General features: G+C 57.6%; 19 protein-coding genes. 17 read left to right on the top strand and 2 right to left on the bottom strand.

What is annotated here, in order from left to right; all coding sequences use genetic code 11:
- Positions 1 to 46: 46 nt before the first annotated feature.
- Together opgB and L2Y28_RS03015 are read left to right on the top strand one after the other, a co-directional pair.
- Positions 47 to 2,338: a phosphatidylglycerol--membrane-oligosaccharide glycerophosphotransferase gene (gene opgB, locus L2Y28_RS03020; protein ID WP_022646963.1), complete on the top strand. Its 2,292-nt coding sequence runs from the start codon at positions 47 to 49 to the stop codon at positions 2,336 to 2,338.
- Positions 2,338 to 2,847 carry a GNAT family N-acetyltransferase gene (locus L2Y28_RS03015; RefSeq protein ID WP_022646962.1) on the top strand — a complete coding sequence of 170 codons (510 nt, stop codon included), beginning with the start codon at positions 2,338 to 2,340 and terminating at the stop codon, positions 2,845 to 2,847. Before opgB ends, L2Y28_RS03015 begins: the two co-directional genes overlap by 1 nt.
- Positions 2,848 to 3,212: 365 nt before the next feature.
- On the opposite strand, the gene tsr is transcribed toward L2Y28_RS03015, so the two are convergent.
- Both tsr and hpaR read right to left on the bottom strand, forming a co-directional pair.
- Entirely contained in the window at positions 3,213 to 4,877 is a 1,665-nt protein-coding gene (tsr, locus tag L2Y28_RS03010) for a methyl-accepting chemotaxis protein (RefSeq protein ID WP_022646961.1), read from the bottom strand.
- An 83-nt stretch (positions 4,878 to 4,960) separates the two neighbouring features.
- A complete protein-coding gene (gene hpaR / locus L2Y28_RS03005; RefSeq protein ID WP_006810239.1) occupies positions 4,961 to 5,401 on the bottom strand; it encodes a homoprotocatechuate degradation operon regulator HpaR in 441 nt (146 codons plus the stop codon).
- A gap of 268 nt (positions 5,402 to 5,669) precedes the next feature.
- Between hpaR and hpaG the strand changes: the two genes are divergently transcribed.
- The 15 genes from hpaG (at position 5,670) to L2Y28_RS02930 (ending at position 21,936) form a co-directional block, all read left to right on the top strand.
- Positions 5,670 to 6,947, top strand: a complete 1,278-nt coding sequence (hpaG, locus tag L2Y28_RS03000; protein WP_022646960.1) for a 4-hydroxyphenylacetate degradation bifunctional isomerase/decarboxylase — start codon at positions 5,670 to 5,672, stop codon at positions 6,945 to 6,947.
- Positions 6,944 to 8,410, top strand: a complete 1,467-nt coding sequence (gene hpaE, locus L2Y28_RS02995; RefSeq protein WP_022646959.1) for a 5-carboxymethyl-2-hydroxymuconate semialdehyde dehydrogenase — start codon at positions 6,944 to 6,946, stop codon at positions 8,408 to 8,410. Before hpaG ends, hpaE begins: the two co-directional genes overlap by 4 nt.
- A gap of 2 nt (positions 8,411 to 8,412) precedes the next feature.
- A complete protein-coding gene (gene hpaD, locus L2Y28_RS02990) occupies positions 8,413 to 9,264 on the top strand; it encodes a 3,4-dihydroxyphenylacetate 2,3-dioxygenase (protein WP_022646958.1) in 852 nt (283 codons plus the stop codon).
- A 9-nt stretch (positions 9,265 to 9,273) separates the two neighbouring features.
- On the top strand, positions 9,274 to 9,654 hold the full coding sequence (locus L2Y28_RS02985) for a 5-carboxymethyl-2-hydroxymuconate Delta-isomerase (RefSeq protein WP_022646957.1): 381 nt from the start codon (positions 9,274 to 9,276) through the stop codon (positions 9,652 to 9,654).
- Positions 9,655 to 9,760: 106 nt separating this feature from the next.
- A complete protein-coding gene (gene hpaH / locus L2Y28_RS02980; protein WP_022646956.1) occupies positions 9,761 to 10,564 on the top strand; it encodes a 2-oxo-hept-4-ene-1,7-dioate hydratase in 804 nt (267 codons plus the stop codon).
- A gap of 10 nt (positions 10,565 to 10,574) precedes the next feature.
- Entirely contained in the window at positions 10,575 to 11,372 is a 798-nt protein-coding gene (gene hpaI, locus L2Y28_RS02975) for a 4-hydroxy-2-oxoheptanedioate aldolase (protein ID WP_022646955.1), read from the top strand.
- A gap of 21 nt (positions 11,373 to 11,393) precedes the next feature.
- Positions 11,394 to 12,740, top strand: a complete 1,347-nt coding sequence (gene hpaX, locus L2Y28_RS02970; protein WP_022646954.1) for a 4-hydroxyphenylacetate permease — start codon at positions 11,394 to 11,396, stop codon at positions 12,738 to 12,740.
- Positions 12,712 to 13,602, top strand: a complete 891-nt coding sequence (hpaA, locus tag L2Y28_RS02965) for a 4-hydroxyphenylacetate catabolism regulatory protein HpaA (protein ID WP_022646953.1) — start codon at positions 12,712 to 12,714, stop codon at positions 13,600 to 13,602. Before hpaX ends, hpaA begins: the two co-directional genes overlap by 29 nt.
- A gap of 195 nt (positions 13,603 to 13,797) precedes the next feature.
- On the top strand, positions 13,798 to 15,360 hold the full coding sequence (gene hpaB, locus L2Y28_RS02960) for a 4-hydroxyphenylacetate 3-monooxygenase, oxygenase component (RefSeq protein WP_010427196.1): 1,563 nt from the start codon (positions 13,798 to 13,800) through the stop codon (positions 15,358 to 15,360).
- A gap of 17 nt (positions 15,361 to 15,377) precedes the next feature.
- A complete protein-coding gene (locus L2Y28_RS02955) occupies positions 15,378 to 15,887 on the top strand; it encodes a 4-hydroxyphenylacetate 3-monooxygenase reductase subunit (RefSeq protein WP_022646952.1) in 510 nt (169 codons plus the stop codon).
- A gap of 120 nt (positions 15,888 to 16,007) precedes the next feature.
- Positions 16,008 to 16,265 (top strand): HTH domain-containing protein, encoded by a 258-nt coding sequence (locus tag L2Y28_RS02950; RefSeq protein WP_022646951.1) that lies wholly within the window; start codon positions 16,008 to 16,010, stop codon positions 16,263 to 16,265.
- Between the two features lie 219 nt (positions 16,266 to 16,484).
- Positions 16,485 to 18,638, top strand: a complete 2,154-nt coding sequence (locus L2Y28_RS02945; RefSeq protein ID WP_022646950.1) for a carbon starvation CstA family protein — start codon at positions 16,485 to 16,487, stop codon at positions 18,636 to 18,638.
- A gap of 96 nt (positions 18,639 to 18,734) precedes the next feature.
- Positions 18,735 to 18,938 (top strand): YbdD/YjiX family protein, encoded by a 204-nt coding sequence (locus L2Y28_RS02940; protein WP_022646949.1) that lies wholly within the window; start codon positions 18,735 to 18,737, stop codon positions 18,936 to 18,938.
- Positions 18,939 to 18,948: 10 nt separating this feature from the next.
- Complete coding sequence (yjiA, locus tag L2Y28_RS02935) at positions 18,949 to 19,902, top strand: GTPase (RefSeq protein ID WP_022646948.1); 954 nt, start codon at positions 18,949 to 18,951, stop codon at positions 19,900 to 19,902.
- A gap of 186 nt (positions 19,903 to 20,088) precedes the next feature.
- Positions 20,089 to 21,936, top strand: a complete 1,848-nt coding sequence (locus tag L2Y28_RS02930; protein WP_022646947.1) for a 3'-5' exonuclease — start codon at positions 20,089 to 20,091, stop codon at positions 21,934 to 21,936.
- The last annotated feature ends 17 nt before the right edge of the window (positions 21,937 to 21,953 follow it).

Here is a 21,953-nt window from a genome sequence, read left to right as displayed (position 1 = left end):
ATAAGCAATTAGCCGGCTAAGCGTCCGGCATGATGAGGATCTGCTGTTGTCAGAGTTAATGTCCCTTGTCCTTTTCCTGGCTTCCATCGGCGTTTATGCCTGGAAAGCCGGTCGTCACACCTGGTGGTTTGTGGCCACCCTGGTGGTGCTCGGTATTTTTATTGTTTTAAACATTACGTTATATGCCAGCGATTACTTTACCGGCGACGGTATTAACGACGCGGTGCTCTACACATTGACCAACAGTCTGACCGGCGCAGGTGTGGGTAAGTACATCCTTCCGGGTCTGGGGCTGGTGGTCGCCCTGGTGGGCATCTTCGCCGCGCTGGCCTGGGTTCTGCGCCGTCGCCGTCACCGTCCGCATCATCATGGCTACAGCCTGCTGGCGCTGTGCCTGGCGCTGGCCTCCGTGGATGCCAGCCCCGCATTCCATCAAATTACCGAGCTGGTAAAATCCCAGTCGCGCGATGGCGACCCGGACTTTGCGGCCTATTACAAAGAACCCTCGAAGAAGATCGACAATCCCAGACTCAACCTGGTCTATATCTACGGCGAAAGTCTGGAACGCACCTGGTTTGATAACGATGCTTTCCCGAACCTGACGCCAGAGCTTGGCGCGCTGAAAAACCAGGGCCTCGACTTCAGCCACACCATGCAGCTCCCTGGCACGGATTACACCATCGCCGGGATGGTGGCTTCCCAGTGCGGCATTCCCCTGTTCGCCCCGTTTGAAGGCAACGCCTCCGCCTCGATGTCGAGCTTCTTCCCGCAGAACATTTGCCTCGGCGATATCCTGAAAAACTCGGGCTATGAAAACTACTTTATGCAGGGCGCTAACCTGCGCTTTGCCGGGAAAGATGTGTTCCTGAGATCCCACGGTTTCGATCACTTATATGGTTCCGAAGAGCTGAAAACCACGGTCGCCGATCCGGCCTACCGCAACGACTGGGGCTTTTACGACGATACCGTTCTGGATGAAACCTGGAAGAAATTCGAGGAGCTTTCCCGCGCCGGTAAACGCTTCTCGCTGTTTGCGTTGACCGTCGACACGCATCATCCGGATGGTTTCGTCTCACGCACCTGTAAACGTCAGGGCTACGACATTGACGGTAAAAACAACAAGTCGTTCAGCGCTGTGACCTGTAGCCAGGAACATATCGCGGCGTTAATCGAGAAAATCAAAGCGTCGCCGTATTTCAAAAATACGGTCATCGTCGTTTCATCTGACCATCTGGCGATGAAAAACAGCGCCTGGGATGAGCTGAATAAGTTGGATCGCAGCAACCTGTTCTTTGTGCTGCGCGGCGATAAACCGCAGCAGGAGATCATTGCCGCTAAACGTAACTCGATGGATAACGGCGCTACCGTGCTGGATATTCTGGGTGGCGATAACTTCATTGGCCTGGGCCGCAGTACGTTGTCGGGCCAGTCCCTGTCGGAAATCTTCCTCAATATGAAGGAAAAAATCCTCGCCTGGAAGCCGGATATCATTCGCCTGTGGAACTTCCCGAAAGAGATAAACGACTTCACCATCGATCAGGATAAAAAAATGATCGCGTTCTCCGGCAGCCATTTCCGCCTGCCTCTGCTGCTGCGCGTGTCGGATAACCGCGTCGAGCCGCTGCCGGAAAGCGAATACTCCGCGCCACTGCGCTTCCAGCTGGCGGAATTCGCCCCGCGAGATAATTTCGTCTGGGTCGATAAATGCTACAAAATGGGCCAGCTCTGGTCACAAGAGCTGTCACTGTCCACCGACTGGTGCGTCTCACAGGGGCAACTCGGTGGCGAGCAGACCGTGCAACACGTTGATAAACCGCAGTGGCAGGGGAAAACCGCGTTTAAAGATACGGTTATTGATACCGCACGCTATCAGCGCAACGTAGACCTGCTGAAAATCGTCGACAACGACATTCGTTATAAAGCTGACAGCTTTATTTTTAACGTTGCCGGCGCGCCTGAAGAGGTGAAGCAGTTCAGCGGTATTTCACGTCCCGAATCGTGGGGGCGCTGGTCTAACGCGCAGTTAGGTGATGAGGTGAAAATTGAGTATACCCATCCGCTGCCGGAGAAATTCGATCTGGTGATCACCGCCAGGGCATTTGGTCCCAACGCAAACCGTCCTGTGCCGGTGCGCGTCGGCGATAAAGAACAGATGCTGACGCTGAGCAATGATGTCACCACCAGCACGCTGCATTTCGTTAACCCCACGCGCAGCAATACGCTGGTCATTGTGCCGCCCGAGCCGCAGTCCACTAACGAAGGGAATATTCTCGGTCACGCTCCGCGCAAGCTGGGGATCGGCATGGTGGAGATTAAAATTGTGAGCAGCGCTGGCTGATGACGGCGTTCACCCTTCGCCCGACGCGCATCGACGACGTCGCTGCCCTGCCCGCCATTGAACGCGCGGCGGGGCAGCGATTTCGCGACGTTCCTGAGCTGGCCTGGCTGGCAGACAGCGAGGTTATTTCCGTTGAAGATCACCTCGGTTACGCCGGACGCGGATTAAGCTGGCTGGCGCTGGCTGATGACAGGCCCGTGGGCTTTATTCTCGCCGAAGCCGAGCCATCTTCGCTGTTTATTGTGGAACTTTCCGTTCATCTGGACTGGCAGGGACGAGGTCTCGGACGCCGGTTGATTAACCGTGTCGCAGAGCATGCCCGCACGCTGGGGCTAACCTCGCTGACGTTAACGACGTTTCGTGATGTCCCGTGGAACGCGCCCTACTACAGGCGATTAGGGTTTGAAATGATGACGACGCTGACGCCGGAAATGCGCCAGAAACGTGAAGAAGAGACGGCGCACGGTTTAGCGTATGGTTCCCGCTGCGCCATGCGCCTGTCTCTGTAAAATCGCCCGGTGGCGCTGCGCTTACCGGGCCTACAAAACCCAATTCCGCAGGCCGGGTAAAGCGAAGCCACCCGGCAAATTGCACAATACGTAGGCTGGGTAAGGCGCAGCCTCCACCCGGCAAAACGCACATCCCGTAGGCCGGGTAAGGCGTAGCCGCCACCCGGCGAAACGCACATCCCGTAGGCCGGGTAAGGCGCAGCCGCCACCCGGCAAAACGCACATCCCGTAGGCCGGGTAAGGCGTAGCCGCCACCCGGCAAAACGCACATCCCGTAGGCCGGGTAAGGCGTAGCCGCCACCCGGCGAAACGCACATCCCGTAGGCCGGGTAAGGCGTAGCCGCCACCCGGCGAAACGCACAACGTCAGAACGTTTCCCAGTTATCGCCCGCATCTGCGGTCGCCGGTTTACGCGCCACTACCGGTGCGACAACGCTTTTCGCGGAGGCGAACTCGCGCGCCTTCATCTGTTCCTGCTGAATACGGAACACCGCAACGGCCTGCGTCAGACGGCTCGCCTGCTCTTCCAGTGCCGCCGCGGCCGCCGCAGACTCTTCCACCAGCGAGGCGTTCTGCTGGGTCACGCGATCCATCTCCGCCACCGCCAGCCCCACCTGGTCGATACCGCGGCTCTGCTCATCAGACGCAGACGCGATTTCGCCCATGATGTCCGTCACGCGCGTTACCGCATTCACGATCTCACCCATGGTTTCACCGGCGCTTTCTACCAGCGTTGAACCCAATTCCACGCGCCCCACGGAGTCTTCAATCAGGCTCTTGATCTCGCGAGCCGCCTGGGCGCTGCGCTGCGCCAGGTTTCGTACTTCACCTGCAACCACCGCAAAGCCGCGGCCCTGCTCGCCCGCACGTGCCGCTTCTACCGCCGCGTTCAGCGCCAGAATATTGGTCTGGAAAGCAATCCCGTCGATCACGCTGATAATATCGGCGATTTTCTGCGAACTGCCGGCGATGTCGCGCATGGTCTGCACCACGTTATCCACCACTTTCCCGCCTTTCTGCGCGGTTTCGGATGCGCTCAGGGCCAGGTTGCTCGCCTGACGGGCATTCTCGGCGTTCTGCTTCACGGTGGCGGTCAGCTGTTCCATACTGGCGGCGGTCTCTTCCAGAGAGGCAGCCTGCTGCTCGGTACGGGATGAGAGATCGTTATTGCCCATCGAGATTTCGCTCGCACCGCTGTAAATGGCGTTTGCGCCGTTACGCACGTCACCCACGGTACGCACCAGCTCGCCCTGCATATGGCGCAGGGAGTCAGCCAGTTCACCCATCTCGTTGGAGCCTTCCACGTCGATGCGCTTCACCAGGTCGCCGCTGGCGATATGACGAATGCTGTCAATCAGACGGTTCAGCGGCGAAATCAGTGCCTGACGAATACCCAGCCAGACGGCAACAATCACCACCAGCACCGCAGCCAGCACGCTAATCAGCACCCAGATAGCCTGGCGGTAAGAGCTGTTGCTGTCTTCAACCGCGGTCTGATAGAGCGCGTCGTTTTGTTGCAGATAGCTGACGTACTGCTTCTCAAAGCCATCCTGATAGCTCTGGGTCGGCTGGTCGAAGAACTCGTTGATCTTGCCCGCCCCCAGCAGCTGGATCAGCTCGGCCAGCGCGCCGTGGTAGATATCGTAATTACGTTTGATTTCCAGTGCCGCAGCGTCGCTCTGACGCGGGTCACGCGGAAGTGCTTCGTAATCCGCCCAGTTTTTTTCCGCCTGTTTCAGAGACGCAGAGGCAATCTGCATCAGCTCGGCGACGGTTGAGCCGCTGCCGATATTGTTCTGATCCATCATATAGCGGATACCCGCACGGTTCAGGGTGTTACGGGTTTGCAGCAGCGCCACCCAGCTACCGTTCAGGGTGGATTGTTGCTGGCGAATGGTTTGCAGAATGGTGAAATTCTCTTTGTCATGCTTCAGGGCATTGAAGAAAAGACCACCGGATGTGAGTTGTAAAAGGCCAAATATCGCTAAAACCAGCAGTAAGCTGGTGACAATCTTGATACGATTTAACATGTTTTCTCTTTCCTCAGACAGATACAGAATTTTCGGCCTGGAAAGGGAAAACTTTACGAAAATCATCCTGGATTTTAGGGTTTTTACTCTTCGTCCCGCGCGGCAATATGTCGGTTTCCGAGTTCAATAAACTCTTCCAGCAGCGCCGTGAGCTGCTTCATCTTCTCCGGGGTATATTCCGCCTCAATCTGCTGGTACGCCTCTTCCACCTGAGCCTGAGCACGCTGGTACAGCGCGTTGCCTTCTTTCGTCAGCGATACGTACAGCTTGCGCTGGTCATTCACCGGCTTTAAGCGCAGCACCAGACCGTCGCGCTCCATCCGCGTCAGAATGCCGGTCAGGCTTGGGCGCAAAATGCAGGTGCGGAACGCCAGATCGTGAAAATCCATGGAGGGATGCTCGGCCAGCACGCGGACGATACGCCACTGCTGTTCGGTCAGATTATGCCGTTTCACTATCGGGCGGAAGTAGCCCATCGCCGCTTCACGCGCCTGCAACAGCGCGATGGTTAATGAGTCATGCATCACCTTCCCCTTACATCATTAACAAGTAAACAATTTAAAACAGATGCTTTTATAGACAACACGTTGTAACCCAAAAAGTCTAACAGAAACAACGTCATTTTTTTAATGCATTGATTTTAATGATAATTAACCCATTGGTGTAAATTTATTGTTATTCATATCACAAATTATTCACTTCTGATTGCGAAACGAACAGCAAAAGCATAAAACCAGATCATTAACATATTAATGAAATCAAAACTGGACAGTCGGTTTGAGGAGTATGGGAATGAAAGGTACTGTTTTTGCCGTAGCGCTAAACCACCAAAGCCAGCGTGCGGCCTGGGCTGAGGCGTTTGAAAAAGCCCCCTATAACGCGCCGCCAAAAACGGCGGTGTGGTTTATCAAGCCACATAACACCGTTATTCGCGCAGGCGAGCCGATTCCCTTCCCGCAGGGAGAAACCGTGTTAAGCGGCGCAACGGTGGCGCTGGTGGTGGGCAAAACCGCTAGCAAAATCCGCGTTGAAGAGGCGGCGGCGTACATCGCCGGCTACGCGCTGGCCAACGAAATCAGCCTGCCGGAAGAGAGCTTCTACCGCCCGGCTATTAAAGCCAAATGCCGGGATGGATTTTGCCCGCTCGGCGAACCTGTCGCCGTTGATAACGTGGACAACCTGACCATCATCACCGAGATCAACGGTCGCGAAGCGGACCACTGGAACACGGCCGATCTGCACCGCAACGCCGCCAAACTGCTGAGCGCCTTGAGCGAATTTGCCACCCTGAACCCCGGCGATGCGATATTGCTCGGTACCCCGCAAAGCCGCGTCGAAATTCGCCCGGGCGATCGGGTACGCATTCTGGCAGAGGGATTTCCGCCGCTGGAAAACCCGGTGGTGGAGGAACGCGACGTTGCCATCGCTTCGCGCACGCCGCCGCACGCCACGCTGTTCGCCCTCGGCCTGAACTACGCCGATCACGCCAGCGAGCTGGACTTCAAACCGCCCACCGAGCCGCTGGTGTTTATCAAAGCGCCGAACACCTTTAACGGCGACAACCAGACCTCGGTGCGCCCAAACAACATTGAATACATGCATTACGAAGCCGAGCTGGTGGTGGTCATCGGTAAAACCACGCGTAAGGTCAGCGAAGCCGAGGCGATGGACTATGTTGCGGGCTACACGGTGTGCAACGACTACGCCATCCGCGATTATCTCGAAAACTACTATCGCCCGAACCTGCGGGTGAAAAGCCGCGACGGGCTGACCCCCATCAGCCCGAACGTAGTGCCAAAAGAAGCCATCCCTGACCCGCACAACCTTCGTCTTCGCACCTACGTCAACGGTGAACTGCGTCAGGAAGGCACCACCGCCGATCTCATTTTCAGCATCCCATTCCTGATTGCGTATCTGAGCGATTTCATGACCCTGCAACCGGGCGACATGATTGCCACCGGCACGCCGAAGGGGCTGTCCGACGTGGTACCGGGCGATGAGGTGGTAGTGGAAGTGGAAGGCGTAGGCCGTCTGGTAAACCGAATTGTCAGTGAGGAGACTGCAAAATGAAAAAGATTAACCACTGGATCAACGGGAAAAACGTCGCCGGAAGTGAGTACTTCCAAACCACTAACCCGGCCTCCGGCGAGGTGCTGGCAGAAGTGGCCTCTGGCGGCGAAGCCGAAATCCATCAGGCCGTTGCCGCCGCCAAAGAGGCGTTCCCGAAATGGGCCAACCTGCCGATGAAGGAGCGTGCGCGCCTGATGCGTCGCCTGGGGGATCTGATTGACCAGAACGTGCCGGACATTGCCGCGATGGAGACCGCCGACACCGGCCTGCCGATCCACCAGACCAAAAACGTGCTCATTCCACGCGCCTCGCACAACTTTGAGTTCTTCGCCGAGGTGTGCCAGCAGATGAACGGCAAAACCTACCCGGTCGATGACAAGATGCTCAACTACACCCTCGTGCAACCGGTAGGCGTTTGTGCGCTGGTGTCGCCGTGGAACGTGCCGTTTATGACCGCCACCTGGAAGGTCGCGCCGTGCCTGGCGCTGGGTAACACCGCGGTGCTAAAGATGTCCGAGCTCTCCCCGCTTACCGCCGACCGTCTGGGCGAGCTGGCGCTGGAGGCGGGCATTCCGGCGGGCGTGCTGAACGTAGTGCAGGGCTATGGCGCCACGGCGGGCGACGCGCTGGTGCGTCATCATGACGTGCGCGCCGTCTCCTTCACCGGCGGCACCGCCACCGGGCGTAACATCATGAAAAACGCCGGGCTGAAGAAGTATTCCATGGAGCTGGGCGGCAAATCTCCGGTGCTGATTTTTGAAGACGCGGACATTGAGCGCGCGCTGGACGCCGCCCTGTTCACCATCTTCTCCATCAACGGCGAACGCTGCACCGCCGGCTCGCGCATCTTCATCCAGCAGAGCATCTACCCGGAGTTCGTCAAACGCTTTGCCGAGCGCGCCAGCCGCCTGCGCGTGGGCGACCCGACCGATCCGAACACCCAGATTGGCGCGCTGATCAGCAAGCAGCACTGGGAGAAGGTCTCCGGCTACATCCGCCTCGGCATTGAAGAGGGGGCAACCCTGCTGGCGGGCGGCCCGGACAAACCGACCGATCTGCCTGCGCACCTGAAAGGCGGCAATTTCCTGCGCCCGACCGTGCTGGCCGATGTCGATAACCGCATGCGCGTGGCGCAGGAGGAGATCTTCGGGCCGGTGGCCTGCCTGCTGCCGTTTAAGGATGAAGCGGAAGGCCTGCGCCTGGCAAACGACGTGGAGTATGGCCTGGCGTCGTACATCTGGACGCAGGACGTCAGCAAAGTGCTGCGTCTGGCGCGCAACATCGAAGCGGGCATGGTGTTCGTCAACACCCAGAACGTGCGCGACCTGCGCCAGCCGTTTGGCGGCGTGAAGGCCTCAGGCACCGGGCGTGAGGGCGGCGAGTACAGCTTTGAGGTCTTCGCGGAGATGAAAAACGTCTGTATCTCCATGGGCGACCATCCGATTCCAAAATGGGGGATCTGATCATGGGAAAATTAGCGTTAGCGGCAAAAATCACCCACGTGCCGTCAATGTATCTCTCTGAACTGCCGGGCAAAAACCACGGCTGCCGCCAGTCAGCCATCGACGGGCATAAAGAGATCAGCAAGCGCTGCCGCGAGCTGGGCGTCGATACCATTATCGTCTTCGACACCCACTGGCTGGTGAACAGCGCGTATCACATCAACTGTGCGGACCATTTTTCAGGCGTCTACACCAGCAACGAGCTGCCGCATTTTATTCGCGACATGACCTACGACTACGACGGCAACCCGGAACTCGGCCAGCTGATCGCCGACGAAGCGGTGAAGCTTGGCGTGCGCGCCAAGGCGCACAACATCCCAAGCCTGAAGCTGGAGTACGGCACGCTGGTGCCGATGCGCTACATGAACGCGGATAAGCACTTCAAAGTGGTCTCCATCTCGGCGTTCTGTACGGTTCACGACTTCGCCGACAGCCGCAGGCTGGGCGAGGCCATCGTCAGCGCCATCGAAAAATACGACGGCACCGTGGCGGTGCTCGCCAGCGGCTCGCTGTCGCACCGCTTTATCGACGACCAGCGCGCGGAGGAAGGGATGAACAGCTACACCCGCGAGTTTGACCGCCAGATGGATGAGCGGGTAGTGAAGCTGTGGCGCGAGGGGCAGTTCAAAGAGTTTTGCAGCATGCTGCCGGAGTACGCCGACTACTGCTACGGCGAGGGCAACATGCACGACACGGTGATGCTGCTGGGGATGCTCGGCTGGGACAACTACGACGGTAAGGTGGAGTTTCTCACCGAGCTGTTCGCCAGCTCCGGCACTGGCCAGGTCAACGCCGTTTTCCCGCTGCCCGCGTAAGGAGCCACCATGCCGCACTTTATTGCTGAATGTACCGACAACATCCGCGAGCAGGCCGGCCTGCCGGGGCTGTTTGCCAAAGTGAACGAGGCGCTCGCCGCCACGGGTATTTTCCCGCTCGGCGGTATCCGCAGCCGCGCCCACTGGCTGGACACCTGGCAGATGGCCGACGGCAAGCACGATTACGCCTTTGTGCATATGACGCTCAAAATCGGCGCCGGGCGCAGTCTGGAGAGCCGGGAAGAGGTCGGTGAAATGCTGTTTGCGCTGATCAAAACGCATTTTGCAGAGCTAATGGCGGGCCGTTATCTGGCGCTCTCTTTCGCCATGGAAGAACTCGATCCGACGCTGAACTACAAACAAAACAACGTGCACGCGTTGTTTAAGTAGACATCTTTTTCGCCCGGTGGCGCTTCGCTTACCGGGCCTACAACGGCTCGAACGTAGGCCGGGTAAGCGAAGCGCCACCCGGCAACAGCCGCACAAAGGATACGCCATGCTCGACAAACACACCCATACCCTGATCGCCCACCGCCTGCATCAGGCGGAACAATCCCGGGAGCAGATCCGCGCGATCTCGCTTGAGTATCCGGAGATCACCATTGAAGACGCCTACGCCGTCCAGCGCGAATGGGTGAGCCTGAAAATTGCCGAAGGCCGCGTGCTGAAAGGCCACAAGATCGGCCTCACCTCCAAAGCGATGCAGGCCAGCTCGCAGATCAGCGAGCCAGACTACGGCGCGCTGCTGGACGATATGTTCTTCCACGACGGCAGCGACATTCCCGTGGATCGCTTTATCGTCCCGCGCATCGAAGTGGAGCTGGCCTTTGTGCTGGCAAAACCGCTGCGCGGCCCGAACTGCACGATCTTCGACGTTTACAACGCCACGGATTACGTCATCCCTGCCCTGGAGCTGATCGACGCCCGCTGCCACAACGTTGACCCGGAAACCCAGCGCCCGCGCAAGGTATTCGACACTATCTCCGATAACGCCGCCAACGCGGGCGTGATCCTCGGCGGCCGCCCGATTAAACCCGACGAGCTGGATCTGCGCTGGATCTCCGCCCTGCTCTACCGCAACGGCGTGATCGAAGAGACCGGCGTGGCCGCAGGCGTCCTTAATCATCCGGCGAACGGCGTGGCGTGGCTGGCGAACAAACTCGCGCCACATGACGTGCAGCTTGAGCCAGGCCAGATCATCCTCGGCGGCTCGTTTACCCGCCCGGTTGCCGCCAGCAGAGGCGACACCTTCCACGTCGACTACGGCAACATGGGCTCCATCAGCTGCCGCTTTGTGTAAGGAGATGATCATGCAAAACGCATTCAAAGCGGCGCTGAAAGCGGGCCGACCACAAATCGGGTTATGGCTGGGGCTAACCAGCAGCTACAGCGCTGAGCTATTGGCCGGGGCCGGTTTTGACTGGCTTCTGATCGACGGGGAGCACGCGCCGAACAGCGTACAGACCGTTCTGACTCAGCTACAGGCCATCGCCCCTTATCCCAGCCAGCCGGTGGTGCGCCCGTCGTGGAACGATCCGGTGCAGATCAAGCAGCTGCTGGACGTGGGGGTGCAAACCCTGCTGGTGCCGATGGTGCAAAACGCCGACGAAGCGCGGCTGGCGGTCAGCGCCACCCGCTATCCGCCCGCGGGCATTCGCGGCGTCGGCAGCGCGCTGGCGCGGGCGTCGCGCTGGAACCGTATCCCGGACTATCTGCATCAGGCTAACGACGCCATGTGCGTGCTGGTGCAAATCGAAACCCTAAGAGCGCTGAAAAACCTGCCGCAGATCCTGGACGTGGACGGCGTCGACGGCGTGTTTATCGGCCCGGCGGATCTGAGTGCCGACATGGGCTTTGCCGGTAATCCGCAGCACCCGGAGGTGCAGGCCGCCATTGAGCAGGCGATCGCGCAGATACGCGCCGCCGGTAAAGCGCCCGGCATCCTGATGGCGAACGAGCAGCTGGCGAAACGTTACCTTGCACTCGGCGCGCTGTTTGTCGCCGTCGGCGTCGACACCACCCTGCTCGCCCGCGGCGCGGAAGCGCTGGCGGCACGTTTTATCGAACAACCAGTTACGTCAGTTAATAACAATAAATCCGTCTACTAAACGTAAGATCTGGAGCGCAGCATGACGACCTCTACCCTGCAAGATAAGAAAGCTATAGAACATCGCGTTATCAACAAGCTGTTCCGTCGTTTGATCGTGTTTCTCTTTATCCTGTTTGTCTTTTCGTTTCTCGATCGCATCAACATCGGCTTTGCCGGGCTAACGATGGGCAAAGATCTGGGCCTCACGTCGACCATGTTTGGCCTGGCCGCGACCCTGTTTTACGTCACCTACGTGCTGTGCGGGATCCCCAGCAACATCATGCTGGCGAAAATCGGCGCGCGGCGCTGGATCGCCGGGATCATGGTGGTGTGGGGCATCGCCTCTACCTGCACCATGTTCGCCACCAGCCCCGAAACGCTCTACGTCCTGCGCATGCTGGTGGGCATTGCCGAAGCCGGTTTCCTGCCGGGGATCCTGGTCTATCTCACCTGGTGGTTCCCGGCCTATCACCGCGCCCGCGCCAACGCGTTGTTTATGATCGCCATGCCGGTGACCATGATGCTCGGCTCGATCCTCTCCGGGTACATTCTGGCGATGGACGGGCTGTGGAACCTGAAGGGCTGGCAGTGGCTGTTCCTGCTGGAGGGGCTGCCGTCGGTGGTGCTAGGCGTGGTGACCTGGTTCTACCTTAACGACACCCCGGATCAGGCCACCTGGCTGGATGATGACGAAAAGCAGGCACTCAAAACGATGATCGCCCGCGAGCAGGAGCTGGCCATTGCGCATGCCGCCACGCCGCGATCGACGCTGCGCGAGGTGCTGACGCCCGCCGTACTGCTCTACACGCTGGCCTACTTCTGCCTGACGAATACGCTGAGCGCGATCAACATCTGGACGCCGCAGATCCTGCAAAGCTTCAACACCGGCAGCAGCAATATCGTGATTGGCCTGCTGGCGGCGATCCCGCAGTTTTGCACCATCCTCGGAATGATCTGGTGGAGCCGCCGCTCCGACAGGCTGAAAGAGCGAAAAAAGCACACCATCCTGCCGTATCTGTTTGCGGCGGCGGGATGGATGCTGGCCTCGGCGACCGATCACAGCCTGATCCAGCTGCTTGGCATCATCATGGCCTCAACCGGATCGTTTACCGCCATGGCGATATTCTGGACCACGCCGGACCAGGTGATTAGCCTGCAATCCCGCGCGGTGGCGCTGGCGGTGATCAACGCCATCGGCAACGTCGGGTCTGCCGTCAGCCCATTGCTGATTGGTATTCTGCGCGACGCGACCGGCAGCTTCAGCTCGGGGCTGTGGTTCGTGGCGGGTCTGCTGGTAGTGGGCGCGCTGGTGCTGACGCGCATTCCGATGACGCAGCGGGTTCAAAAGAGGAACGATCATGTGCCAGAGCCCTATCGCCAACATTGATATCAGCAAGGAGTACGACGAAAGTCTGGGCACCGACGATGTGCACTACCAGTCGTTCGCCCGCATGGCGGCCTTTTTTGGCCGCGACATGCAGGCGCACCGCCACGACCAGTATTTTCAGATGCATTTTCTCGACACCGGGCAGATTGAGCTGCAGCTCGACGACCACCGCTACTCGGTGCAGGCACCGCTGTTCGTTCTGACGCCGCCGTCGGTGCCGCACGCGTTTATCACTGAATCCGACAGCGACGGCCACGTGCTGACGGTGCGCGAGGATCTTATCTGGCCGTTGTTAGAAGTGCTCTACCCCGGCACGCGGGAGGCGTTCGGCCTGCCGGGGATCTGCCTGTCGCTTGCCGACAGGCCTGACGAGCTGGCGGCGCTGAAGCATTACTGGCAGCTCATTGCCCGGGAATCCACGGAACAGCTGCCGGGCCGTGAGCATACGCTGGTCCTGCTGGCGCAGGCCGTATTTACCCTGCTGCTGCGCAACGCGAAGCTCGACGACCACGCTTCAGGCGGCATGCGCGGCGAGCTGAAGCTGTTTCAGCGCTTTAACCAGCTGACAGATGCGCATTACCACGAGCACTGGACGGTGCCGGAATACGCCAGCGAACTGCATCTTACCGAATCCCGCCTGACCGATATCTGCCGCCGCTTTGCCAACCGCTCGCCGAAACGGCTGATCTTCGACCGCCAGCTGCGGGAAGCCAGGCGCTTGCTGCTGTTTTCCGACAGCACAGTGAGCGAAATTGCCTGGCAACTGGGGTTTAAAGATCCGGCCTATTTCGCCCGTTTTTTCAACCGACTGACGGGGTGCTCACCCAGCGCATACCGGGCGCAGAAAGTACCGGTTTCCTGAACGCATCACGGTTCGTAGGGCGGGTAAGCGCAGCGCCACCCGCCGAAAAGCCGCACAGATCACAAAACAACATCCCACCCGAAAAGTACCTGCCGTTGTCCCAATCGTCCCTTCACGTTCCGCCCCTCTCACGCTTCAATTAAACAACAAAAACAAAACATAAATTTAACAACCATCTTCCGATACGAGGTCCCTATGAAGCCTGAAGATTTCCGCGCTGATGCCAAACGTCCGTTAACCGGTGAAGAGTATTTAAAAAGCCTGCAAGATGGCCGTGAGATTTATATCTACGGCGAGCGCGTTAAGGACGTCACTACCCACCCGGCATTTCGCAATGCGGCGGCGTCCATCGCCCAGATGTACGATGCCCTGCACAAGCCAGACATGCAGGATACCCTCTGCTGGGGCACCGACACCGGCAGCGGCGGCTACACCCATAAATTCTTCCGCGTGGCGAAAAGCGCCGACGATCTGCGCCAGCAGCGCGACGCCATCGCCGAGTGGTCGCGCCTGAGCTACGGCTGGATGGGCCGCACACCAGACTACAAAGCCGCGTTCGGCTGCGCGCTGGGGGCTAACCCTGCCTTCTACGGTCAGTTCGAGCAGAACGCCCGCAACTGGTACACCCGTATTCAGGAAACCGGCCTGTACTTTAACCACGCCATCGTCAACCCGCCTATCGACCGCCATAAACCGGCGGACGAGGTGAAAGACGTTTACATCAAGCTGGAGAAAGAGACCGATGCCGGGATCATCGTCAGCGGCGCGAAAGTGGTGGCCACCAACTCTGCGCTGACCCACTACAACATGATTGGTTTTGGCTCTGCGCAGGTGATGGGCGAAAACCCGGACTTCGCGCTAATGTTCGTCGCGCCGATGGATGCCGAAGGGGTGAAACTGATCTCCCGCGCCTCTTACGAGATGGTGGCAGGGGCGACCGGCTCCCCGTACGATTACCCGCTCTCCAGCCGCTTTGACGAGAACGACGCCATTCTGGTGATGGATCATGTGCTGATCCCGTGGGAAAACGTGCTGATCTACCGCGATTTCGACCGCTGCCGTCGCTGGACGATGGAAGGTGGCTTCGCCCGCATGTACCCGCTTCAGGCCTGCGTGCGTCTGGCAGTGAAGCTCGACTTCATCACCGCTCTGCTGAAGAAGTCACTGGAGTGTACCGGCACCCTCGAGTTCCGCGGCGTGCAGGCGGATCTCGGCGAAGTGGTGGCGTGGCGCAACATGTTCTGGGCGCTGAGCGACTCCATGTGCTCCGAAGCCACGCCTTGGGTAAACGGCGCGTACCTGCCTGACCACGCGGCGTTACAGACCTACCGCGTGATGGCGCCAATGGCCTACGCGAAAATCAAGAACATTATCGAACGCAACGTGACCTCCGGGCTGATCTACCTGCCGTCCAGCGCGCGGGACCTGAACAACCCGCAGATCGACCAGTATCTGGCGAAGTATGTGCGCGGCTCCAACGGGATGGATCACGTCGAACGCATCAAGATTCTGAAACTGATGTGGGATGCCATCGGTAGCGAGTTTGGCGGACGTCACGAGCTGTACGAAATCAACTACTCCGGTAGCCAGGATGAGATCCGCCTGCAATGCCTGCGTCAGGCGCAAAGCTCCGGCAACATGGACAAGATGATGGCGATGGTTGACCGCTGCATGTCCGAGTACGACCAGCACGGCTGGACTGTACCGCACCTGCACAACAACACTGATATCAACATGCTGGATAAGCTGCTGAAATAACGCAGCGGGAGGTTTCAATGCAATCTGAAGAACGCCTGCGTTTTCGCGACGCGATGGCCAGCCTGTCGGCGGCGGTGAATGTGGTCACCACCGAGGGCGATGCGGGCCGCTGCGGCATTACCGCCACCGCCGTCTGTTCGGTCACGGATACCCCGCCCTCGGTCATGGTCTGCATCAACGCCAACAGCGCCATGAACCCGGTCTTCCAGGGCAACGGTAAACTGTGCGTCAACGTGCTGAACCACGAGCAGGAGATCATGGCCCGCCACTTTGCCGGGATGACCGGCATGGCCATGGAGAAGCGCTTTGCTCTCTCCTGCTGGCAGAAAGGACCGCTGGGGCAGCCGGTGCTGAAAGGCGCCCTGGCAAGCCTGGAAGGCGAGATAACCCAGGTGCAAACCATCGGTACCCATCTGGTCTACCTGGTGGAGATTAAGAACATCATCCTCAGCAGCGAGGGGCACGGCCTGATCTACTTCAAACGCCGTTTCCACCCGGTGATAATGGAGATGGAAGCCGCGGTTTGATCCCGTTGCACAAAAAAACGCTAAGGTTTCCGCAAAGGTGCGCCGTTAACTATCCATAAGATAAATTTTTCGGGGCGGCTGACGACGTCGTCAGCCGCCCCCTTAACGCTGGAAAGTCTTATGGCCCCTTCACCCCGAAGCCGCTCGGCTGAACGTCTGGTTGACATCATTATTGCCCTGCACCGCAACGGAAGCGTTAATCGCCGCGATCTGATGCAAAAATTTGGCATTACCGAACGTACGGTGTACCGCGATCTACAGGCCCTTTCCCCAATTATCGAACACGACGGCAAAGGACGCTATCAGCTGCTGCCCGCATATCAGCCCTGCCGCTGCACGCAATGCCCTGATGCGAACGACGAAACCCCGCAGGGCTAGATTATTCTCAGTGATCTCAATCACATATTTTCTCCCGCCGGGGGTGAGCCTTAACCACTCACCCTCGCTTTTGACCGCTCACGCATCGCTTTCAACCACTCACCCATTTACCGTGCTTTACACGCGCGAGGATCTGGCACGATCGCTCCAGCATTAATCAATACCTCCTCACAACGAACCCTGACCCTTTTTTCTTTACATAAAAAACCAGGTCTTACTATGGATACTAAAAAACTACTTAAGCACGTGCCCTGGGCCATCCTCGGGATCATCGGCGCTTTCTGTCTGGCGGTTGTCGCATTACGCCGGGGCGAGCACGTCAGCGCCCTGTGGATCGTGGTCGCGTCGGTTTCCGTCTATCTTGTGGCTTATCGCTACTACAGCTTGTACATCGCGCAGAAGGTCATGAAGCTCGACCCGACGCGCGCCACCCCGGCGGTCATTAACAATGACGGCCTGAACTATGTGCCAACCAACCGTTACGTGCTGTTTGGTCACCACTTCGCCGCCATTGCAGGCGCGGGTCCGCTGGTCGGTCCGGTGCTGGCTGCGCAGATGGGCTACCTGCCGGGTACGCTCTGGCTGCTCGCGGGCGTAGTGCTGGCGGGAGCGGTGCAGGACTTTATGGTGCTGTTTATCTCCTCGCGCCGTAATGGTTCGTCGCTGGGCGAGATGATCAAAGAGGAGATGGGCCGCGTGCCGGGCACGATCGCCCTCTTCGGCTGCTTCCTGATCATGATCATCATCCTGGCAGTGCTGGCCCTGATCGTGGTGAAAGCGCTGGCCGAAAGTCCGTGGGGCGTCTTCACCGTCTGCTCTACCGTGCCGATTGCGCTGTTCATGGGCATCTACATGCGCTTCCTGCGCCCTGGCCGCGTTGGCGAGGTGTCGGTCATCGGTATCGTGCTGCTGGTCGCCTCCATCTACTTCGGCGGTGTGATTGCGCACGACCCGTACTGGGGCCCGGCGCTGACCTTTAAAGACACCACCATCACCTTCGCGCTGATCGGTTACGCGTTCATCTCAGCGCTGCTGCCGGTGTGGCTGATTCTGGCTCCGCGTGACTACCTGGCGACCTTCCTGAAAATCGGCGTGATCGTCGGGCTGGCAATCGGGATTGTGATCATCAACCCGGAGCTGAAAATGCCGGCGGTGACGCAGTACATTGACGGTACCGGTCCGCTGTGGAAAGGCGCCCTGTTCCCGTTCCTGTTTATCACCATTGCCTGCGGTGCCGTGTCTGGCTTCCACGCACTGATCGCCTCCGGCACCACGCCGAAGCTGATGGCCAACGAAACCGACGCACGCTTCATCGGTTACGGCGCAATGCTGATGGAATCCTTCGTGGCGATCATGGCGCTGGTTGCGGCGTCGATTATCGAGCCTGGCCTGTACTTCGCGATGAACACCCCACCAGCGGGTCTCGGCATCACCATGCCAAACCTGCATGAGATGGGCGGCGAAAATACCGCGCTGATCATGGCGCAGCTGAAAGACGCCAGCGCACACGCGGCGGCGACCGTCAGCTCCTGGGGCTTCGTGATTTCGCCTGAGCAGATTATGCAGACCGCGAAAGACATCGGCGAACCATCCGTGCTGAACCGCGCAGGTGGCGCACCGACGCTGGCGGTGGGTATCGCACACGTGTTCCACAAAGTGCTGCCGTGGGCGGACATGGGCTTCTGGTACCACTTCGGTATTCTGTTTGAAGCGCTGTTCATCCTCACCGCGCTGGATGCCGGTACGCGTGCAGGCCGCTTCATGTTGCAGGATCTGCTGGGTAACTTCGTGCCGTTCCTGAAGAAAACCGACTCTCTGGTAGCAGGTGTTCTGGGTACTGCGGGCTGCGTAGGCCTGTGGGGTTACCTGCTGTATCAGGGCGTTGTAGACCCGCTGGGCGGCGTGAAGAGCCTGTGGCCGCTGTTCGGCATCTCTAACCAGATGCTGGCGGCTGTGGCCCTGGTGCTGGGCACCGTTGTCCTGGTGAAGATGAAACGCACCAAATACATCTGGGTAACCGTGGTGCCTGCGCTGTGGCTGCTGCTCTGCACTACCTGGGCGCTGGGTCTGAAACTGTTCAGCACCAACCCGCAGCTGGAAGGCTTCTTCTTCATGGCTAACCAGTACAAAGAGAAGATTGCCGCAGGCGGCGCGGATCTGACTGCGCAGCAGATTGCCAACATGAACCATATCGTGGTGAACAACTACACCAACGCGGGTCTGAGCATTCTGTTCCTGGTGGTGGTGTACAGCATTATCTTCTACGGCATTAAAACCTGGATGAAAGTGCGTAATGCCGATGGCCGTACGGACAAAGAAACCCCGTACGTGCCGGTGCCGGAAGGCGGCGTGAAGACGTCTTCACACCATTAATAAAATGGCGGGTGGCGCTGCGCTGACCCGCCCTACAACGTTACTGTAGGCCCGGTAAGCGTAGCGCCACCGGGCTTTTTCTTATCAGGACACGTTATGTTTGGTAACTTAGGCGAAGCAAAAAAATACCTCGGTCAGGCGGCGAAAATGCTGATTGGCATTCCGGACTATGACAACTACGTTGAGCATATGAAGACCAACCATCCGGATAAGCCGTACATGACCTACACTGAATTCTTCCGCGAGCGTCAGGAAGCGCGCTACGGCGGAAGTAGAGAAGGCGGCGTCCGCTGCTGCTAAAGGAGAAACCATGACCCCGATTGCCGTTACACTTCTGACCGGTTTTCTCGGCGCCGGTAAAACCACCCTGCTGCGCCACATCCTGAATGAACAGCACGGCTTCAAAATCGCCGTCATTGAAAACGAATTTGGCGAAGTCTCCGTTGACGATCAGCTGATTGGCGACCGCGCCACGCAGATCAAAACCCTGACCAACGGCTGCATCTGCTGCACCCGCTCCAGTGAATTAGAAGACGCCCTGCTGGACCTGCTCGACAGCCGCGATCGCGGTGACATCCACTTCGACCGTCTGGTGATCGAGTGCACCGGCATGGCCGATCCCGGCCCAATTATTCAGACCTTTTTCTCCCACGATATTCTGTGCCAGCGCTACCTGCTGGACGGCGTCGTCGCGCTGGTGGATGCGGTACACGCCGACGAGCAGATGAACCAGTTCACCATCGCCCAGTCTCAGATTGGCTACGCCGACCGCATTCTGCTGACCAAAACCGACGTGGCGGGTGAAAGCGAAAAACTGCGTGAGCGCCTGACGCGCATCAACTCGCGCGCACCCATTTATACCGTGACGCACGGCGATATCGACCTGTCTCAGCTGTTCAACACCAACGGCTTTATGCTGGAGGAGAACGTCACCGCGAAACCGCGCTTCCACTTTATGGCAGACAAGCAAAACGACGTAGCGTCGATTGTGGTGGAGCTGGACTACCCGGTGGACATCAGCGAGGTCTCGCGCGTGATGGAGAACCTGCTGCTGTCGTTTGCCGACAAGCTGCTGCGCTATAAAGGAATGCTGTGGATCGACGGCGAGCCGAACCGCCTGCTGTTCCAGGGCGTGCAGCGCCTGTACAGCGCCGACTGGGATCGTCCGTGGGGCGATGAACCGCCGCACAGCGTGATGGTGTTTATTGGAATACAGCTGCCGGAAGAGGAAATTCGGGCAGCGTTTACGGGACTGAAAAAGTAAATCGTCGCTCCCCTTTAAACAGTAAAGGGGGCGTATTTCATTAAGGCAAAATGCGGGTTTCGCCCTTTCTGTTTGCAATATTGTCTGTTAATGTTCTTATCATGAATGAAATCATGCTTTGATTAATATTGGTTACAATATTAATTAATTGGATTCATATAATTTTCATGAATTGGTAGGCGTAATATGGCAATCATTATTCCCACGGTTAGCAGCTGTAGCGAGAAAATTACGGCAGGAGAAAAAAGACTGGCAAGGCTTCTGGAGGGTGGGCTCAGCGAACAATGTACCTGCTGGTATGATACCCGAATGGGAGACAAAGACGATCATCCTGATTTTGTGATTCTGGCCCCCGATAAAGGGCTGCTGTTTATAGAAGTGAAAGACTGGTATATCACAAAAATAAAATCGGCTAATAAAACCCATATTAATTATGAAACCAAAAACGGCATAGAGCCGTTGAAGAACCCACTCGAACAAGTTCGAGAATATACCTTTCATATCATCAATAGCCTGAAAAAAGATCCCCTGCTTCGCCAGAAACAGGGAGAGCATGAGGGCGGTTTTATTATGCCGTATGGATACGGTGTTTATTTGAGCAACATCACTCGGGCACAGCTGGAAAAGAGTTTTACACCTGAGGAGTTGAATGAAATATTGCCCGCCAGCCAGGTGATATGCAAAGACGAACTCAACGAGTTTATGACTCGAGAACAAATCTCTGGCCGGCTCGAATCCCTTATCAAACATCACTTTGTTCATAACACAACACCACAGCAGCTCGACCGCATCCGGTGGCATCTTTATCCCGATGTCCGCATTAACCCATCCGTTACGCGGGTTGACCTGGATAATTTTACTTTCCACACCCCTGATGTGGTATGCATGATGGACAGGAACCAGGAACAACTCGCCAGAAGTATGGGGGCGGGACACAGGGTAATTCATGGCGTGGCAGGTTCGGGCAAAACGCTCATTTTGCACCACCGATGTATTGAGCTTGCCAACAACATTGAAAACACCAAACCGATACTGGTGATTTGCTACAACATTACGCTGGCTAAAAAACTCAAAGCGCAGCTCGAACAGCATAGCCTCAGACTTCCCGTCGAAGTTATCCATTTCCACGCCTGGTGTTATCAGCAATTAAACGCGCATCGGCGTCTTCCCCCCAGGAGCAAAAACTTTATTGAGCTGATGGAAAATGCGCTGACGGTGGCATTTGAAGAGGGAGCAATCAAACCGGAGCAGTACAGCGCCGTTTTGATAGATGAAGGACACGATTTTAAACCGGAATGGCTAAGAATCCTCGCCAAAATGCCGGACAATAAAGATAGCTCCCTGCTGTTTCTGTACGATGACGCTCAGTCAATTTATCAGAAAAAGAAAGCTCTCGATTTTACCCTGTCCAGCGTCGATATAAAGGCTCAGGGCCGTACAACTATTTTGGATACCAATTATCGCAACACCCGGCAAATACTCCATTTTGCCAGCAGCGTAGCATTTAATTATCTCAATAATCACATAGAAGCTTCTCTCAAATACCAGCAGCCTGCCGCAGGTGGCCTGTCCGGGAAGTATCCCGCGCTGGCCAGCTTTGATAATCAGGACGAGGAGATTACGCGCGTCCTCGATTGGGTCACAGAGCAGCGACAGGAAGGTGTTGCGTGGTCAGAAATCGCCATACTGTGCCCCTCAACCTACAGCATTTCAGGCATGCTCGCGCCAAGGCTTGAAGCCCGCAAGATCCCATACCAGATGATTGTCTCCAGCGATGATAAAAAGCACTGGTCCCCGCAGAATGATTACCTCTGCGTCATGCCGCTGCCCAGCAGCAAGGGGCTTGAGTTTAATTCGGTCGCCATTATGGATGCGGCAAAGGAAAGGGACAGTGAAGATCTGAGTGACGATATCAAGCGCCTTTACGTCGGCATTACCCGCGCACGACAGAATCTTCTGGTGACAATGCACGGAACCGGAAGCCTGCGAGATCATCTGGTCGAGACCTGGGAAAAGAGCGTTAAGTCGATCTAACTATTCCGCGTTGAAAA

The organism is Enterobacter sp. JH25, from assembly GCF_021725435.1.
In the GTDB taxonomy this organism is placed as follows: Bacteria; Pseudomonadota; Gammaproteobacteria; order Enterobacterales; family Enterobacteriaceae; genus Enterobacter; species Enterobacter intestinihominis.
This window is presented reverse-complemented; position numbering and strand designations above follow the sequence as displayed.

What these genes read in the sequence shown, in the direction of transcription:
- L2Y28_RS02940 (WP_022646949.1), top strand. Translation starts at nt 18,735, where the DNA reads ATGTTTGGTAACTTAGGCGAAGCAAAAAAATACCTCGGTCAGGCGGCG.
- L2Y28_RS03015 (WP_022646962.1), top strand. Translation starts at nt 2,338, where the DNA reads ATGACGGCGTTCACCCTTCGCCCGACGCGCATCGACGACGTCGCTGCC.
- hpaD (WP_022646958.1), top strand. Translation starts at nt 8,413, where the DNA reads ATGGGAAAATTAGCGTTAGCGGCAAAAATCACCCACGTGCCGTCAATG.
- hpaR (WP_006810239.1), bottom strand. Translation starts at nt 5,401, where the DNA reads ATGCATGACTCATTAACCATCGCGCTGTTGCAGGCGCGTGAAGCGGCG.
- L2Y28_RS02985 (WP_022646957.1), top strand. Translation starts at nt 9,274, where the DNA reads ATGCCGCACTTTATTGCTGAATGTACCGACAACATCCGCGAGCAGGCC.
- hpaI (WP_022646955.1), top strand. Translation starts at nt 10,575, where the DNA reads ATGCAAAACGCATTCAAAGCGGCGCTGAAAGCGGGCCGACCACAAATC.
- yjiA (WP_022646948.1), top strand. Translation starts at nt 18,949, where the DNA reads ATGACCCCGATTGCCGTTACACTTCTGACCGGTTTTCTCGGCGCCGGT.
- L2Y28_RS02955 (WP_022646952.1), top strand. Translation starts at nt 15,378, where the DNA reads ATGCAATCTGAAGAACGCCTGCGTTTTCGCGACGCGATGGCCAGCCTG.
- hpaH (WP_022646956.1), top strand. Translation starts at nt 9,761, where the DNA reads ATGCTCGACAAACACACCCATACCCTGATCGCCCACCGCCTGCATCAG.
- hpaX (WP_022646954.1), top strand. Translation starts at nt 11,394, where the DNA reads ATGACGACCTCTACCCTGCAAGATAAGAAAGCTATAGAACATCGCGTT.
- hpaG (WP_022646960.1), top strand. Translation starts at nt 5,670, where the DNA reads ATGAAAGGTACTGTTTTTGCCGTAGCGCTAAACCACCAAAGCCAGCGT.
- L2Y28_RS02950 (WP_022646951.1), top strand. Translation starts at nt 16,008, where the DNA reads ATGGCCCCTTCACCCCGAAGCCGCTCGGCTGAACGTCTGGTTGACATC.
- hpaA (WP_022646953.1), top strand. Translation starts at nt 12,712, where the DNA reads ATGTGCCAGAGCCCTATCGCCAACATTGATATCAGCAAGGAGTACGAC.
- hpaB (WP_010427196.1), top strand. Translation starts at nt 13,798, where the DNA reads ATGAAGCCTGAAGATTTCCGCGCTGATGCCAAACGTCCGTTAACCGGT.
- tsr (WP_022646961.1), bottom strand. Translation starts at nt 4,877, where the DNA reads ATGTTAAATCGTATCAAGATTGTCACCAGCTTACTGCTGGTTTTAGCG.
- hpaE (WP_022646959.1), top strand. Translation starts at nt 6,944, where the DNA reads ATGAAAAAGATTAACCACTGGATCAACGGGAAAAACGTCGCCGGAAGT.
- L2Y28_RS02945 (WP_022646950.1), top strand. Translation starts at nt 16,485, where the DNA reads ATGGATACTAAAAAACTACTTAAGCACGTGCCCTGGGCCATCCTCGGG.
- L2Y28_RS02930 (WP_022646947.1), top strand. Translation starts at nt 20,089, where the DNA reads ATGGCAATCATTATTCCCACGGTTAGCAGCTGTAGCGAGAAAATTACG.